This window comes from Candidatus Omnitrophota bacterium, assembly GCA_016929445.1.
Lineage (GTDB): Bacteria > Omnitrophota > Gorgyraeia > JAFGIU01 > JAFGIU01 > JAFGIU01.
The window spans coordinates 1-13,479 of record JAFGIU010000117.1; the positions used below are offsets into that span (position 1 = coordinate 1).

Consider the following 13,479-nt stretch of genomic DNA (forward strand, 5'->3'; position numbering starts at 1 on the left):
CCAGTTCCAAGACCAATCCGAATGCGCTCAGGAGCGTTCAGAAAAACACTATTTTCACCAATGTGGTCAAGGGCGCCGACGGCTCTGTGTGGTGGGAAGGCCTGGACGACAAAGAACCGCCGCAGCCGGCCTGGGATTGGAAGGGCCAGCCTTGGACCCCGGAATCCGGTGAAAAGGGCGCGCATCCGAACAGCCGTTTTACAGCCCCGGCTTCGCAGTGCCCGAGCGTTTCTCCGGAGTGGGAAAACCCCAAGGGCGTGCCCATCAGCGCGATCGTCTTTGGCGGGCGCAGGGCCAAGGTCACGCCTTTGGTCGCTCAAGCCTTGAGCTGGCAGCACGGCGTATTTATGGGAGCGACCATGGCTTCCGAAAAGACCGCGGCTGCTTTCGGCGATATCGGTTTGGTGCGCCGGGACCCAATGGCCATGCTTCCCTTCTGCGGTTACAACATGGCAGACTATTTCCAGCATTGGCTCAGCATGGAACAGAAGCTCAGCAATCCGCCGGGTATCTTTATGGTGAACTGGTTCCGTATCGATGATAACGGCAAGTTCATCTGGCCCGGGTTTGGGGAGAATCTTCGTGTGTTGCAGTGGATCATTGATCGTGTGCAGGGCAAGGGCGAGGGTGTCGAGACCGTTGCCGGTCTGGTTCCTGAGGCAAATGCCATCAGCTCCGAGGGCTTGAACCTTGCGCCCGGCACTATGGAAAGCCTGCTTTCTCTGAGCAAGAGCGCGTGGGAGGAAGAAGCTAAGGGAATTGAAGAGCACTTCAAGACCTTTGGGGACAATCTGCCGGGAGTGTTAAGAGAAGAGTTCGAGGCAATGAAGGATCGACTGAGCAAGCTTTAGTATGGGCTCAAACTGAGGGGACGGTCCTCCGACCAGATCAGAGTTCGGGGACCGTCCTTTTTTTGGATGCTGAACACTGCGGTCAACCAGACCATTCGGGTTTTGAGTGAATATAGAAGATTACTGGGAAAAATCGCTGAAGCATACGGAAGTGATACGGCCTGTGGTCCGGAACCTGGGCCATACACACTCGACTCAACTCCAGTACCTGTTTTTGGCGGAGTCCAGTGTCAATCCGGGTGACACGGTTGTGCGCCGCGGCAATGTAGTGGTGGATAAGCCGGCCCTTTACTTGCCTTCCCACAGCCCTCAGTTCGAGGGTTTTGACTGGGAAAAGGACCTGCAGCTCAATCCTGACAGCTTGATCAATTTTCTTATTGTGAGGGGGGTGAGTTTTCCCTCCTTGCGTTTCAAGCATGAGCTGTCTATTGTGGACTTATATGAGGGGTCCTTGTCCAAGGCCACGGACCACTTTAAACAGCAGCTCGAACGCGTGGAAGACACCTCAACGGGCCTGGTCTTGGGCCCTGAAGACTGCTGGCAGTTTTCTATTCTGATTCTGGTCGGCTTTACGCTCTCGCGCTCAGCTCAGTCGGATTTGGAAAGACTATTGGAGCAATATCATCGTACGGACCCACCCGGGACCCCATCATGAGTTTTGATAATTTGGACCTTCCCCCTGAACTTCGCCAGGGCTTGTTGGATATGCGTTTCACCCAAGCCACCCCCATTCAACTTCAGTCCATTCCCATTGCGATGGAAGGCCGGGACATGGTCGGAAGTTCTCAAACCGGTTCCGGAAAGACCGCCGCCTTTCTCATCCCGATTATCTCCCGGTTGATGACCGTGCCTGGTGCGGGAAGCCGGGCCTTGATCCTGGTCCCGACTCGAGAGCTGGCCATTCAGGTGGAAGAGCAGTTCCTGGGCTTGGCCTATCACACCAGGCTTTCCATTGCTTCGGTTTACGGTGGAGTGGAAATGGGTTTGCAGGAGCGGGCGCTTAAGGCCGGGGCCAATGTGATTGTGGCCACCCCCGGAAGGCTTCTGGACCACCTGCGCAATCATGCGGCGGACCTGAGCGGGATCGAGATCCTAGTATTAGATGAAGGCGACCGTATGCTCGACATGGGGTTTTTGCCGGATTTGGAGCGCATCTTCCAAAAGATGCCGGCGGACCGGCAGAGTCTGCTTTTTTCCGCGACTTTTCCTTCGGGTGTTGTGGGGTTGATTTCAAAGCTCTTAAAGGAGCCTGAGTACGTCAAGATTGGTTTGGATTTTACTGCGGCGGAAGGGGTGCGGCAGTTTGTGTGCCTGGTCTCGGATGACAAAAAGCGGGAACTCTTAACGGAGCTTATCCGGCGCCATGAGATGTCGATGGTCCTGGTTTTTACGCGCACCAAGAAGGATGCTTCTTCTCTCTGGAAATTTTTAAAAAAACACAAGGTCAATGCGGATTGCATGCACAGTGATCTGAGCCAGGAACAACGCCTTAAGGCATTGGGGGATTTTCGAAGCGGTGAGGCCCGGGTCTTGGTGGCCACAGATATTGCATCCCGGGGATTGGATGTGGACAATATTTCTCACGTCATCAATTACAATGTGCCGGAGGATCCGGAAAGCTATGTGCACCGCGTGGGCCGCACTGCGCGCTATGACGCTGAGGGCGATGCTTATACATTGGTTTGCCCCGAGGAGGTCTCGCACCTAAGTGCGATTGAGCACCTTTTGGGCTTTCAGATTGAGCGGGTGCGCTTGGATAACTTTGACTATGGGAAGGAATCCCAGGTGTCCCGGCCCCAAAAAAAGTTTGCCAGGCCCGGGCGGCCTTTTAAGGGCAAGTTCCGGCCGAGGAGGAAGTAGCAGGGGAGGATGCGTCATGGCGAGCCCCCACGCTTCGCTCGGGGCAAACTCCGCGAAGCAACCTTTGCGGGACAAAGATCACCACGTCGCTGTGCTCCTCGTGAGGACGAGGCGTTGTGCACCCGGTCTGCCAGAATATTAGCGTGGAAAAGGGTATAATGACGGGGAACATAAACCAGGAGGTTTGATCGTGCTCAATGGTGGATTTCTAATCGCAAGTGCAGCCGGATTTTGGGTGATGGTTCAGGCCGGCAAAGAGAGCGGCGGGCTCAAGAAGCTGGGGCAGATCTTGGGTGCTTTGATCATTATCTGCAGCTTGGCCGGGGTTGGGCTCAAGGCCTATTCCCTGAGTACAGACTGCGCGCCCGGAGGCTGGGGCAAGGGCCCGTGCTGCATGATGGGGAAGGGGATGGGAGCGTGTCCCATGACCGGCGGGGCCCCGGGCCAACCCCTGGGCCGGTGACCTGAACAAAGTCCAATGGTTTGAAAAAGGCCGGGATTCCACTGGAGTTCCGGCCTTCTTTCTCCTTGCCCCAAACAATGCTTGGTTGTAACATCTATCCTAATTATTCAGCCATCAGTCGCATATTCCTCAACATATGACTTGATGTACAGTGCGCGGGAAAAAACACAAAAATCGGAGGTTTTACCATGAGTACCACCACCGCATCTACTCCCAAAATCCGGGACACCTGGGAAGGCCAGACCGTGACCCCTGAGGTGCGCGAAATCCTCAGTTGGTATGGATCTGACAGCCCGGGCACCCTCACCAACCTGGCCCGTATGCTCAACACCGGGCGTATTGGGGGTTCCGGCAAGTTAGTCATCCTGCCGGTGGACCAGGGCTTTGAGCATGGTCCGGCCCGCAGTTTCGCCCCGAATCCGCCGGGGTATGATCCGCGTTACCACTTTGAACTGGCGCTTGAAGCAGGTTGCAATGCCTATGCAGCGCCCTTGGGGCAGCTTGAAGCCGCGGCTCGCGATTTCGCCGGCCAGATTCCGACCATCCTTAAAGCCAACAACAGCGATAGCTTGCTTTCCAGCAATGATCCGGTTCCGGCCGTGACTGCCTCTGTCGACGATGCGCTTCGCTTGGGTTGTTCGGCCATTGGTTTCACCATCTACCCGGGCTCCAGCTGGCGCAAAGAGATGTACGAAGAAATTCGTGAGCTGGCCCAAGATGCCAAAGATGCCGGACTGGTCGTGGTCATCTGGTCCTATCCGCGCGGTTCCTCCCTGAGCAAGGAAGGCGAGACAGCCATGGATGTGGCAGCTTACGCCGCGCAGATTGCCTGCCAGTTGGGCGCGCACATTGTCAAGGTCAAGCTGCCCAGCGATTTTCTTGAGCAGGACGCAGCCCGCAAGGTCTACGAAAAGGAAAAGATTCAGATCTCCGATCTTGCAGCGCGTGTAAAGCATGTGGTGCAGAGCTCCTTTGGTGGCCGCCGTGTGGTGATTTTCTCCGGGGGTCCGGCCAAGGGTAAAGATGCGGTTCTCGATGAGATTAGGGCCATTCGCGATGGCGGCGGCTTTGGTTCCATTATGGGACGCAATGCGTTCCAGCGTCCGCGCAAGGAAGCCGTGGCCCTGCTGCAAGAGGTACAAGATATCCTTGTCAGTTAATTATCCGGGGACAATACCTATTTTCGGGGACACAATGTGTCAGTTGGACCGATTCTATTGTGTCCCCCGAAAAGGAGGTGCTTATGCCGGTTGTTGTTGTGGGTTCTGTTGCACTAGATACCATCGAGACCCCTTTTGGTAAGACGGAGAACGCCCTGGGCGGCTCAGCCAGCTACTTCAGCCTGGCAGCGCGTTTTTTTTGTCCTGCCTATTTAGTGGCCGTGGTCGGGGAGGACATGCCCGCGGACCGCTTGGCGCTCCTCAGCCAGAAGAATATTAAGACAGAGGGGCTTAAGCAGGTGCCGGGCAAAACCTTTCGCTGGACCGGGCGGTATGAAGAAGATTTGAACACGCGCGAGACCTTGGACCTGCAGCTCAATGTGTTCGAAGAGTTTGAACCCGAAATCCCGGCCGGGGCCCAGGACTGTGAGTACGTATTCTTGGGCAACATCCATCCGCAACTGCAGGCAAAGGTTCTGGATCAGTTCCCACAGGCCAAGCTGGTGGGATGCGATACGATTGATCATTGGATTCTCAACGAGCGCCAAGCCCTTCTCAACCTCTTCTCCAAAGTGAACTTGGTGGTGATCAACGACGCGGAAGCGCGCATGCTTGCCCAGACCCCGAACCTAAAGGTGGCTGCCCGGTGGATTCGCGCAAGAGGGCCGGAGTTTGTAGTGATCAAAAAGGGGGAGCACGGAGTGCTCATGTATCACCACGACGAATTTTTTGCGGCACCTGCTTTTCTCCTGGATGAAGTCTTTGATCCAACGGGTGCAGGGGACTCCTTTGCCGGTGGTTTGATGGGTTATTTGGCTCAGGCTCGCGCGCTGACGCCCGAGGTTCTCAGGTGCGGAATCGTCAACGGCACGGTTTTGGCCTCCTATTGCGTCGAGCAATTCGGCGTGCAACGCCTGGTGAGTCTAACGGACCAGGAGGTTGAGGAGCGCTTTGTGCAGTTCCATCGCCTCACACAATTCGGGGACAGAATTCGTCAGTCCAACTGAGACATTGTGTCCGCAGTCAAACTGTTGTATAAATGTCCAGGGCAAGTGATGTTTTCCACCACCAACGGACAAGGGGAGTTGGTCGTGAGTGATGGCAGCGGCATTTCCAGTATGACCCTCCACGAGCTACTGATTAGCCTTTCCTTTCAACACCAGGGTTGGACCCCACAGGCCTCCCGGTGGGTGACTCCGATCGGCCGTATTTGGTTCATGGAAAGAAACGGCGTGATGAACGCCGTTGTCTGCTACTCGGGCAAGCAGACTTTGGACAAGGCCTGGATTGATTGCATGACGCGCGCGATGGGCGAGTCGGGCATCCATGAAGGCCATCTTTTTTGTCTTTCCGCAATGACTCTCCCGGCTAAGGTCGCAGCCCGCGGTCGAGGCGTCAATCTTTATGGAAAATCTGAGACTTTTTCAGCCATGGTTGAGGGTCTGGGCCGGCGTTACGACGAGTTCGGCTATGCCCATGTGCGCAAACAAAATCTTAGCCTTGAATCCCGCATCGAAGAATCCCAGGAGCGGGAAAGAGCGGCCTGGGCTGAAGTAAGGGCCCTGAAGGAAACCGTAGAGTCTTTGCTCAAAGAGCGCTCCGACCTCAAGCGGCTGGTCTCTACTCACAATTCCGAGGTTCGCCGGATCCATGACCTGTACCGCAAGTCCCAGGCGGACCTGAGCGATGCGGAATGGAAGTCCAAGGAAGCTGAAAAGAGGATTGCCGATCTGGAAGAACGCCTGCGCTTACAGGTGGAGTTTGGGTTGGGGCTTGAGACTCAGGTCAATGATTTGCGGCGTCGCGTGCGGGAGGAAAAGACGCATCACGAAGAGACCTATGCCCGCTTCAAGGAACTGCAGACTGAACTGGTCTCATTGCATGAGGCCCAGCAGGAATTTCAGAAAATCGCCAACAACCGGATTCAGGACAATGAGGTGGCTGAGGCCAAAGCCACCTTCCGGCGTTTGATCGCAGAGTTGGAAGAGGAGAGAGCTGTCGGGCGGGATATGGAACGCCGCCTCTTGGAATTCAATCAGAACTTTAGGCAGTGGGAGGAGCAGTCCCAGGGCGTGTTTATCACGCTGACCCAGGAGCGGGACCAGGTCCAGGCAGAGCTCGATCACGCGCTCGCGGCGATCCGGCAGATGGAAGGAGAACGCAACACGTTGAGCACCGAGGTAGAGCGTTTGACGGCTGTGGTGGCGGATCAGTTGGTGAATGAGGTGGCTCCCCAGGGCGGGCCGCCCCCACAGGATATGGAACAGGAGTATGAGCGGCTTAGGAAGGACGCGGAAGAGTCGGAGTGGTTCTTGGGCGAAGCACGCGCGCAGGTGAGGGAACTTCAGACCCTGAGGGATGCATTGGAAGAACAGCTCGCGCAGGCCCGTTCCGGCGCTGAGGAAAAAGAGCGTTTGCTCCGGGAAGTGGAGTATCACTTGAATCGCAGTGAGTGGTTCTTGGGTGAAGAGCGGTCCAAGAATCAAGAGCTACTGGCCCAGATACAAGAGCTTCAGAACGAGTTTGAAGAATTGAAGCAGGCCTCTGAGGATCGCGTGGCAGAAATTCAGACATCTGCGGCCCGGACCGTGGAACAGCAGTCTATTCTTTGCTCCGAGCTGAGACAGAGCGTTAAGTCCCTCCGGGAGCAACTGGAGGGGTCTGCGGCTGCACCGCGTCCGGAAATTACCGAAATCACCAAAGAGGATGTTCGCTCCGATTGGAAGACTGTGTCTATGAGCCAGCAGGGGACAACGGGTTTGGATCCTTTGGCTGCGGTCTATGACCGGCGCACTCACCGGCGCGCCGGCTTGTCCGGGAAGGATATGTATTTGACTATCCGGGTGCTGGATTCCGGAGAGGAGCCCATCGGCGTAAGAGTCCGGAATGTCGGCGGCGGGGGAGTCGGGGTAGAATCCCCCAGGCTTTTGCCCAACAATACGCGAATTGAAGTGGCGGGCGGCGAGGGATCCGGGGATTTGGCGGGCATCCAGGGGACTGTGATTTGGAGCAAGCAGATCCCTAATTCAGATATTTATCATGTGGGCATTGCCTTTAGCTTTGAAGGGGAGGAAATCCAAAACCGCATTGGGACGGCTCTCGGAGCCACTTAGCGGGTCGATAAGAAAGCACTCCCCCTTTTCTCAGCGCAGGGCCCGGCCGGGTCCTGCGCTGTTTTGTTTTAAGCTGTTTATTTATAATTAGTTAGGAAGGCTATAGGCTGTGATTCGGTTTTTTGGTACAATACACAAACTGTTTTGGGTGAGCCAACTAACTGGAAATACAAATGTTGCGAGCGCAGGAATAGACTATGTCACAGAGAATCAGTCGATGGGGTGTGTGGGCTCTTGTGGTCCTTGTTTTGATAACCGGTGGCCTGGTGTTGAGTTTACAGCAGGAGCGGCAGGCACTGAGGCAGAGAGAGCGCTGGTTGGTCCAGGTTTTGGAGCGGACGCGCGGAGAGATGGGCTATCTCAAGGAACACCTGGATGCTCTTGTCGGACAGATGGAGCGCTTTCGAAGCACTGAAGAAGAGAGCCAGGGCGTCATCAAAGACATGGTAAAGCAGCTGGGCCAAGTGACGGAGGAGCGGGGTCATTTGCAGACCGAACTCTCAGCGCTTTACACGGAGCACAAGACGCTCCTGACCCAGCATGGAGATCTCCGGCAGCGGTTTGCGTCCGTGGTCCAGGAAGCGGAGATGATGCGGGAATTTGCCCAAATGGCTGTGCAGAGGGCGTATACGGGTCCTCCCGTGGCAATGAATTCTGAAATTCCCGGACTCTCCGATGAGGCGCGGGAATCCTTCAACCGGCGCCGGCGTTTGGGCCTATTACCGGAGTGGCTTCAAGTTGCTCCGTTGGAATCGAACGAGGCCGGGGAGGAGCAAGTTAATTAGCAGGGATGGCGGAACTGGCAGACGCGCTAGCTTGAGGGGCTAGTGCCCGCAAGGGCGTGGAGGTTCGAGTCCTCTTCCCTGCACCACTTTGACATATGGCGTCTCAAAAACTAACCCTACGCCGAGAGATTTACTCTCGATTCAATGCCGCCTTCGGCTTGATGAGCATCATTCCTTTGCTCATCTGTTGCTATCTCATCACTGTTCGCTTTTTTTCCGTGGAAATTTTGGTCGGTTTGGACGGTCTGTATTTTTTTATGGGGCTCTTTATCGCGCTCCTGGGGCTGTACTTCGGACGCAGTATCGTTCATGAGATCCTCCAGAACCTTTTAAACACCCAAGAGGAATTGCGCAAAACCAACGAGCAACTGCGCGTGACCCAGCTTCAGCTCATTGAGTCCGCCAAGCTCGAATCCGTCGGGCGTATGGCAGCCGGTGTGGCGCATGAGGTCAAAAACCCCCTGATGACATTGGTGATGGGAGTCAACATTATCTCCGGCAGCTTTCCCGATCTTAGCGAAGACATGCGGGCCATGTTGGGGGACATGAATGACGCGGTGGACCGGGCGGACAAGATTATCAAGGGACTTCTGGATTTTGCCGCGCCTGTGGACCTGGAAATTGCCCCGAGAGATCTCAATCCGGAGATCGAACACGCCCTGCGTTTGGTCAAGCATGAACTCACGAAATACAAGATATCTGTTAATACGGAGCTTGGGGATAATCTTCCCCGCGTGCGCATTGACCCCAACAAGATGCACCAGGTTCTGATCAATCTTTTTGTCAATGCCGTGCATGCCATGGAAGGCGGGGGTGCCATGACAGTGCGCAGTTCCGTCAAGCAGATTGAGACGGCAAAGGAATTGGAAGGTCGAAAGAGCGGGGATCCCATTCAAATCGGGGACACCGTGGTTTTGGTGGAAGTAGAAGATGAGGGGGTGGGGATCCCCGAAGAAAAGCTTTCCAAGGTTTTTGATCCCTTCTTTACCACCAAACCTCCCGGAAAGGGCACGGGCATGGGGCTCACGATTATCCGGAATATTGTGGAGATGCACGAGGGAATTGTGGATGTCCGTAACCGGCCCGAAGGCGGAGTGCGGGCCCATATCTTGCTCAAGGTGCAGCCATGAAAAAGATTCTGGATTTTCTCACAGTGGATATTTGGCGTCTTCGGATCCGGACGTTGCCCAGGTCCCAGTCCCTGTGGGTGAGGCCTTTGCGGATTTCGCTCTTGGCCTTTCGCGGTTTTGCCGAGGACAAGTGCCAGCTCAGGGCTTCTGCGTTGACCTTTTACTCCTTGCTTTCGGTTGTGCCTGTCTTGGCCATGGCTTTTGGGATTGCCAAGGGTTTTGGGTTTGAATCACTGCTGGAGTCGGTCATTCGGGCCAACCTCCAAGGGCAAGAGGAGGTTGTGAATTGGCTGATTGATTTCTCGAACGCATTTTTGGCCAACACCAAAGGCGGCGTGATTGCGGGATTCGGTATCGCTCTCTTGTTTTGGGCTGTGATCAAGGTCTTAGGCAATATCGAGAAATCCTTTAATGCGATTTGGGGAATTATGGAAGACAGGCCTTTTAGCCGGAAGCTGACCGACTACCTTTCGATCATGCTAATTTGTCCCATCCTTTTTATTCTTTCAAGCAGCGTGACCGTGTTTCTTACCTCTCAGATCCAAATGATTGCAGAGAAGCTGGCTTTGCTGGGGCCGGTCAGCAAGCTTATTCTGCTCTCGATCCATGTGGTTCCCTACCTGGCTCTCTGGTTTTTGTTTACCTTCACTTACATGTTTATGCCGAATACAAAGGTTAGCTTTAGAGCGGCTTTCTTCGGTGGAATTATTGCCGGGACCCTATACCAATTTGTGCAATGGGGGTACATCCACTTTCAAGTCGGGGTGGCGAAGTATAACGCCATTTACGGGAGTTTTGCAGCCCTGCCGTTGTTCCTTATCTGGCTTCAGATCAGTTGGTTGGTCGTGTTGTTGGGTGCGGAAATCTCCTTTGCTTTGGAAAATGAGGAAACCTACGAATTTGAACAGGACTGTTCCAGCGCGAGCAAGCGGCTTAAGAAGCTTTTGTCCTTAAGAATCATGGAGCTCTGCGCCAAGACTTTTGACTGCGGGGAGCCCGCTCTGGGCACCCACGATTTTTCTCAGTCTATGGGGGTCCCCATTCGCTTGATCAGGGAGGTGCTTCACGAACTGGTACAAGCCGGGCTCTTGACCGAACTGAAGGAGGAGAAGGGGCGGGAAGAAAAGTTTCAACCGGCTCTTTCATTGGAGAAAATTACCCTGGTCAATGTGTTGAGCCGGTTGGATGCCTACGGAAGTGATTTCCCCAAGCTTGTTGAGGAGGCGAATATCGACGGCCTTGGGGAAAAGCTGGAGGCACTGGAGCAGCGCATGCTTTCCGCCCCTGAAAATCTCGCCCTCCACCAAATCTAGTTTCTGATTTTCCTAACGCTTTCTTCGCACAGAGCGAGAGTTAGTGTGCTTGTTTCGCTTGTCATCCCCAAGTGTAGCTTGTTCCGGATCGGTTATGCAGGCTTCAAACCAGGGACGGTTCTCGCCTACTCCTTCAACTGCAGCAAGTTCCGTGAGAACCGTCCCCTTTCGGGGTACGGGGCCTGCTGAAAACGGCCCGGCAAACGCAGTGAAGCAATCTGTGTCCGAGGCCGTTTTAGCTCCTCCACAAGCTCCCTTGGGGCCCAGAAGCCTAACAGGTGGTTGAATCTCTACCGGCTATGTTAATATAAGCCATGAGCTACTATAAGATTCTGGGACTTGAGGAGGAGCCTTTCTCTACCAGTCCCGACCCCTCCTTTTTCTATGAATCCCGCGAGCACCGCGAAGCTCTCCTGCGTTTGGAGATAGCCATCAAGCTGCGCAGGGGCTTGTCTTTGATCCTCGGGGATGTGGGCAACGGCAAGACCACCTTGGCCCGCAAACTTTTTGCCCGTTTAGGAGACGATTCCAGGTATCTTTTTGGCATGGTTCTGGACCCGGGCGCCGAATCCGAACTCGACTTTATTCTTTCCCTGACGGATGTTTATGATATCCACCCTGCGGAGCGCTCCGTGGCCGCTTGCAAGAAGGCCCTGGAGCGCTTCTTGCATCAAAAGGGGCTTGAGGAGGGGAAGACTGTGGTGCTCCTGGTGGACGAGGCGCAAAAACTCAGCCAAGGCGCCATCGAGGTCCTGCGCACGTTGCTGAATTATGAGACCAACAAGTTCAAGCTCCTGCAACTGGTCCTGCTTTCCCAGATGGAGCTTTTGCCCCGCGTCCGGGAAATCCGGAATTTCTGGGAGCGCATCGCGCTTAAATACGTGATCAATCCCTTGAATTTGGAAGAAACCCATAAAATGATCCAGTATCGCCTGCGCCGCGGGGGATACAAGCAAGAGGGGCCCTTGTTTACCGCAGAGGCGGTGGAGGAAATTCACAGCTACACTCAAGGTTGCCCTCGGCGGATCACCATGCTCTGCCACGATGCTTTGGAGATTTTGGTCATACGCAACAAGACTGCGGTGGATCGCGAGATCACGCAGGAACTGATTGCCGAGGATTCACGGATCGGGTATGGCCAGTTCGAACGAATCTGACCGCAGCCGGCTACTAAAGCTGATTGACGGGGCTCCTGCCAAAGAGGATGCGTCACCGGAGGCGCCCCAAGCGGTCAAGAAGGTGTCTTGGAAGCAAGGCCTCAAAGCCGGGCTGACCCGGCTGGGCTCTCTGGGCCGGGGCAAAGGTTCGGGTGCATGGTCCAGGATCTGGAGACTTTCCACTCTTAACAGTGTGCTCGCGATCTTGGTCCTTGGAACCGCCGGCTATGCCGTGTTTCGGTTCGCCACAGCCGGAGGAGAACTTCGGCAGAGCTTCTTGCCCAAGGACTTCCCAAGCACGGAAGTTGTGGAACCGCAGAGATCACGTGCATTGGAAGAGTATTTGCGGGTTTCCGGCGGTAAGGATATTTTTGATCCCCATCGAATGGGAGGACCCCGTGCGGTTCAACCCGCAGAAAGCGGGGCTTTGTCCGGAGAAGAGACAGGCAATGAGAGAGTGCCGGCGCCCGCCAATCCTCAACCCGGCGGGGGGACTCTTAGCGCGGCCCCGGAGCAGCCCTACGCAGGTCTGAGGCTGGTGGGTGTATCCTATGGAGAGTCCCCGCGGGCCATGATTGAGGACATGGGGACGCAGCAGACCTTCTTCGTGCACGAAGGCGAGATCGTCAATGAATTCACGGTGACCGCGATCTACCGGGATCGCGTGATGCTTAGTCATGAGGATGAAGTCATTGAGCTCAAGTAAATTCGGATTCGTTTTAATCCTCGCACTGCTTTGGGTCTTTCAGGGAATGAGCCCTGAGGTCCGGGCCCAAAATCCGAGCGACACGTCTGCGTATCCTGCCTATAGCACCCATTCCATTCTGGATGACCCGCGTTTGTCCCGCCGCCTTTCTCTGGATTTGCGGGACACCAATATCGCCGACGCCATTCGTTTTCTGGCCGACGGCGCAGGGGTCAATATTGCAGTCAGTAAGAACGTGGGAGGCCGTGTGACGCTGTCTCTGAGTGATGTGACGGTCCGGGATGCCTTGGATATTATCCTGGTTTCCAATGACCTGGCTCTGGAACGGCGGGGGGATATTTACTATGTGCTCCTGGACACGGATCACGAAGCCACTACAGGGGAGTCCTGGAGCCAAGCCAAGATTGTGCAGGTCGTCAAGCTGGAGTACGCGGCGGCCAGCGATATTCTCACGGTGCTGGAGACGCTCAAGAGTGAGTCGGGGAGCGTTGTGGTGGATCCGGATTCCGGGACAGTGGTGATCCTGGATACTCCGGAGAAGCTCGGGCCCATGATGGACGCGATTTCCGCGATGGAAAAAGAGCGCGACACCCGGGTGATCCGTCTGCAATATGCCGATGCTGAGAAGGTGGAGGAAGCCCTGACCGAACGCCTGGACTCCAAAGGGGTGGGCAGCATCAAGGCCAGCGAGGACAACAATCAGTTGATTGTCACGACTCTCCCCGGGCGCATGGATGAGATCCTGCAGATCATATCAGAGCTGGATGTTCCGGATAAGCAGGTGCTGATTGAGGCCAAGATTGTGAAGGTCACCCTCACCCCGGATTACCGCATGGGCATTGATTGGGAAAAGGTTTGGCGTAACGGCAAGAAGCATGCGATCACGCTGGGTATGAATTTTCCCATTCCCGATCCGCCGGCCGTGAGCAGTTTCGGGAATC

13 protein-coding genes and 1 tRNA gene are annotated in these 13,479 nt (G+C 55.2%); all 14 read left to right on the top strand.

All coding sequences use genetic code 11. The features are described 5' to 3' along the window. The coding region (locus tag JW937_09195) for a phosphoenolpyruvate carboxykinase (GTP) (GenBank protein ID MBN1587583.1) at positions 1-851 on the top strand (851 nt) is incomplete at its 5' end. A 106-nt stretch (positions 852-957) separates the two neighbouring features. After that, complete coding sequence (locus tag JW937_09200) at positions 958-1,506, top strand: hypothetical protein (protein MBN1587584.1); 549 nt, start codon at positions 958-960, stop codon at positions 1,504-1,506. Continuing rightward, positions 1,503-2,711: a DEAD/DEAH box helicase gene (locus JW937_09205; protein ID MBN1587585.1), complete on the top strand. Its 1,209-nt coding sequence runs from the start codon at positions 1,503-1,505 to the stop codon at positions 2,709-2,711. Before JW937_09200 ends, JW937_09205 begins: the two co-directional genes overlap by 4 nt. Positions 2,712-2,901: 190 nt before the next feature. Then, a complete protein-coding gene (locus JW937_09210; protein ID MBN1587586.1) occupies positions 2,902-3,174 on the top strand; it encodes a hypothetical protein in 273 nt (90 codons plus the stop codon). A gap of 188 nt (positions 3,175-3,362) precedes the next feature. Further along, a complete protein-coding gene (locus JW937_09215) occupies positions 3,363-4,334 on the top strand; it encodes a class I fructose-bisphosphate aldolase (protein MBN1587587.1) in 972 nt (323 codons plus the stop codon). A gap of 83 nt (positions 4,335-4,417) precedes the next feature. Beyond that, positions 4,418-5,341 carry a sugar kinase gene (locus JW937_09220; protein ID MBN1587588.1) on the top strand — a complete coding sequence of 308 codons (924 nt, stop codon included), beginning with the start codon at positions 4,418-4,420 and terminating at the stop codon, positions 5,339-5,341. A gap of 48 nt (positions 5,342-5,389) precedes the next feature. After that, complete coding sequence (locus JW937_09225; protein ID MBN1587589.1) at positions 5,390-7,447, top strand: hypothetical protein; 2,058 nt, start codon at positions 5,390-5,392, stop codon at positions 7,445-7,447. 197 nt (positions 7,448-7,644) lie between these two features. Next, entirely contained in the window at positions 7,645-8,232 is a 588-nt protein-coding gene (locus JW937_09230) for a hypothetical protein (GenBank protein MBN1587590.1), read from the top strand. Beyond that, positions 8,232-8,318, top strand: a tRNA-Leu gene (locus JW937_09235). The genes JW937_09230 and JW937_09235 overlap by 1 nt, the downstream gene beginning before the upstream one ends. A 75-nt stretch (positions 8,319-8,393) precedes the next feature. Continuing rightward, positions 8,394-9,362 (top strand): hypothetical protein, encoded by a 969-nt coding sequence (locus tag JW937_09240; GenBank protein MBN1587591.1) that lies wholly within the window; start codon positions 8,394-8,396, stop codon positions 9,360-9,362. Next, complete coding sequence (locus JW937_09245; GenBank protein ID MBN1587592.1) at positions 9,359-10,675, top strand: YihY/virulence factor BrkB family protein; 1,317 nt, start codon at positions 9,359-9,361, stop codon at positions 10,673-10,675. The genes JW937_09240 and JW937_09245 overlap by 4 nt, the downstream gene beginning before the upstream one ends. A 314-nt stretch (positions 10,676-10,989) precedes the next feature. Next, positions 10,990-11,832, top strand: a complete 843-nt coding sequence (locus JW937_09250) for an AAA family ATPase (GenBank protein ID MBN1587593.1) — start codon at positions 10,990-10,992, stop codon at positions 11,830-11,832. Further along, positions 11,810-12,538 (top strand): hypothetical protein, encoded by a 729-nt coding sequence (locus JW937_09255; GenBank protein ID MBN1587594.1) that lies wholly within the window; start codon positions 11,810-11,812, stop codon positions 12,536-12,538. Before JW937_09250 ends, JW937_09255 begins: the two co-directional genes overlap by 23 nt. Further along, the coding region (locus JW937_09260) for a hypothetical protein (GenBank protein ID MBN1587595.1) at positions 12,525-13,479 on the top strand (955 nt) is incomplete at its 3' end. The genes JW937_09255 and JW937_09260, both read left to right, overlap by 14 nt.

Coding starts and splice junctions, on each gene's coding strand:
- JW937_09255 (MBN1587594.1), top strand. CDS start 11,810: ATGGCCAGTTCGAACGAATCTGACCGCAGCCGGCTACTAAAGCTGATT.
- JW937_09240 (MBN1587591.1), top strand. CDS start 8,394: ATGAGCATCATTCCTTTGCTCATCTGTTGCTATCTCATCACTGTTCGC.
- JW937_09245 (MBN1587592.1), top strand. CDS start 9,359: ATGAAAAAGATTCTGGATTTTCTCACAGTGGATATTTGGCGTCTTCGG.
- JW937_09230 (MBN1587590.1), top strand. CDS start 7,645: ATGTCACAGAGAATCAGTCGATGGGGTGTGTGGGCTCTTGTGGTCCTT.
- JW937_09205 (MBN1587585.1), top strand. CDS start 1,503: ATGAGTTTTGATAATTTGGACCTTCCCCCTGAACTTCGCCAGGGCTTG.
- JW937_09225 (MBN1587589.1), top strand. CDS start 5,390: ATGTTTTCCACCACCAACGGACAAGGGGAGTTGGTCGTGAGTGATGGC.
- JW937_09215 (MBN1587587.1), top strand. CDS start 3,363: ATGAGTACCACCACCGCATCTACTCCCAAAATCCGGGACACCTGGGAA.
- JW937_09250 (MBN1587593.1), top strand. CDS start 10,990: ATGAGCTACTATAAGATTCTGGGACTTGAGGAGGAGCCTTTCTCTACC.
- JW937_09220 (MBN1587588.1), top strand. CDS start 4,418: ATGCCGGTTGTTGTTGTGGGTTCTGTTGCACTAGATACCATCGAGACC.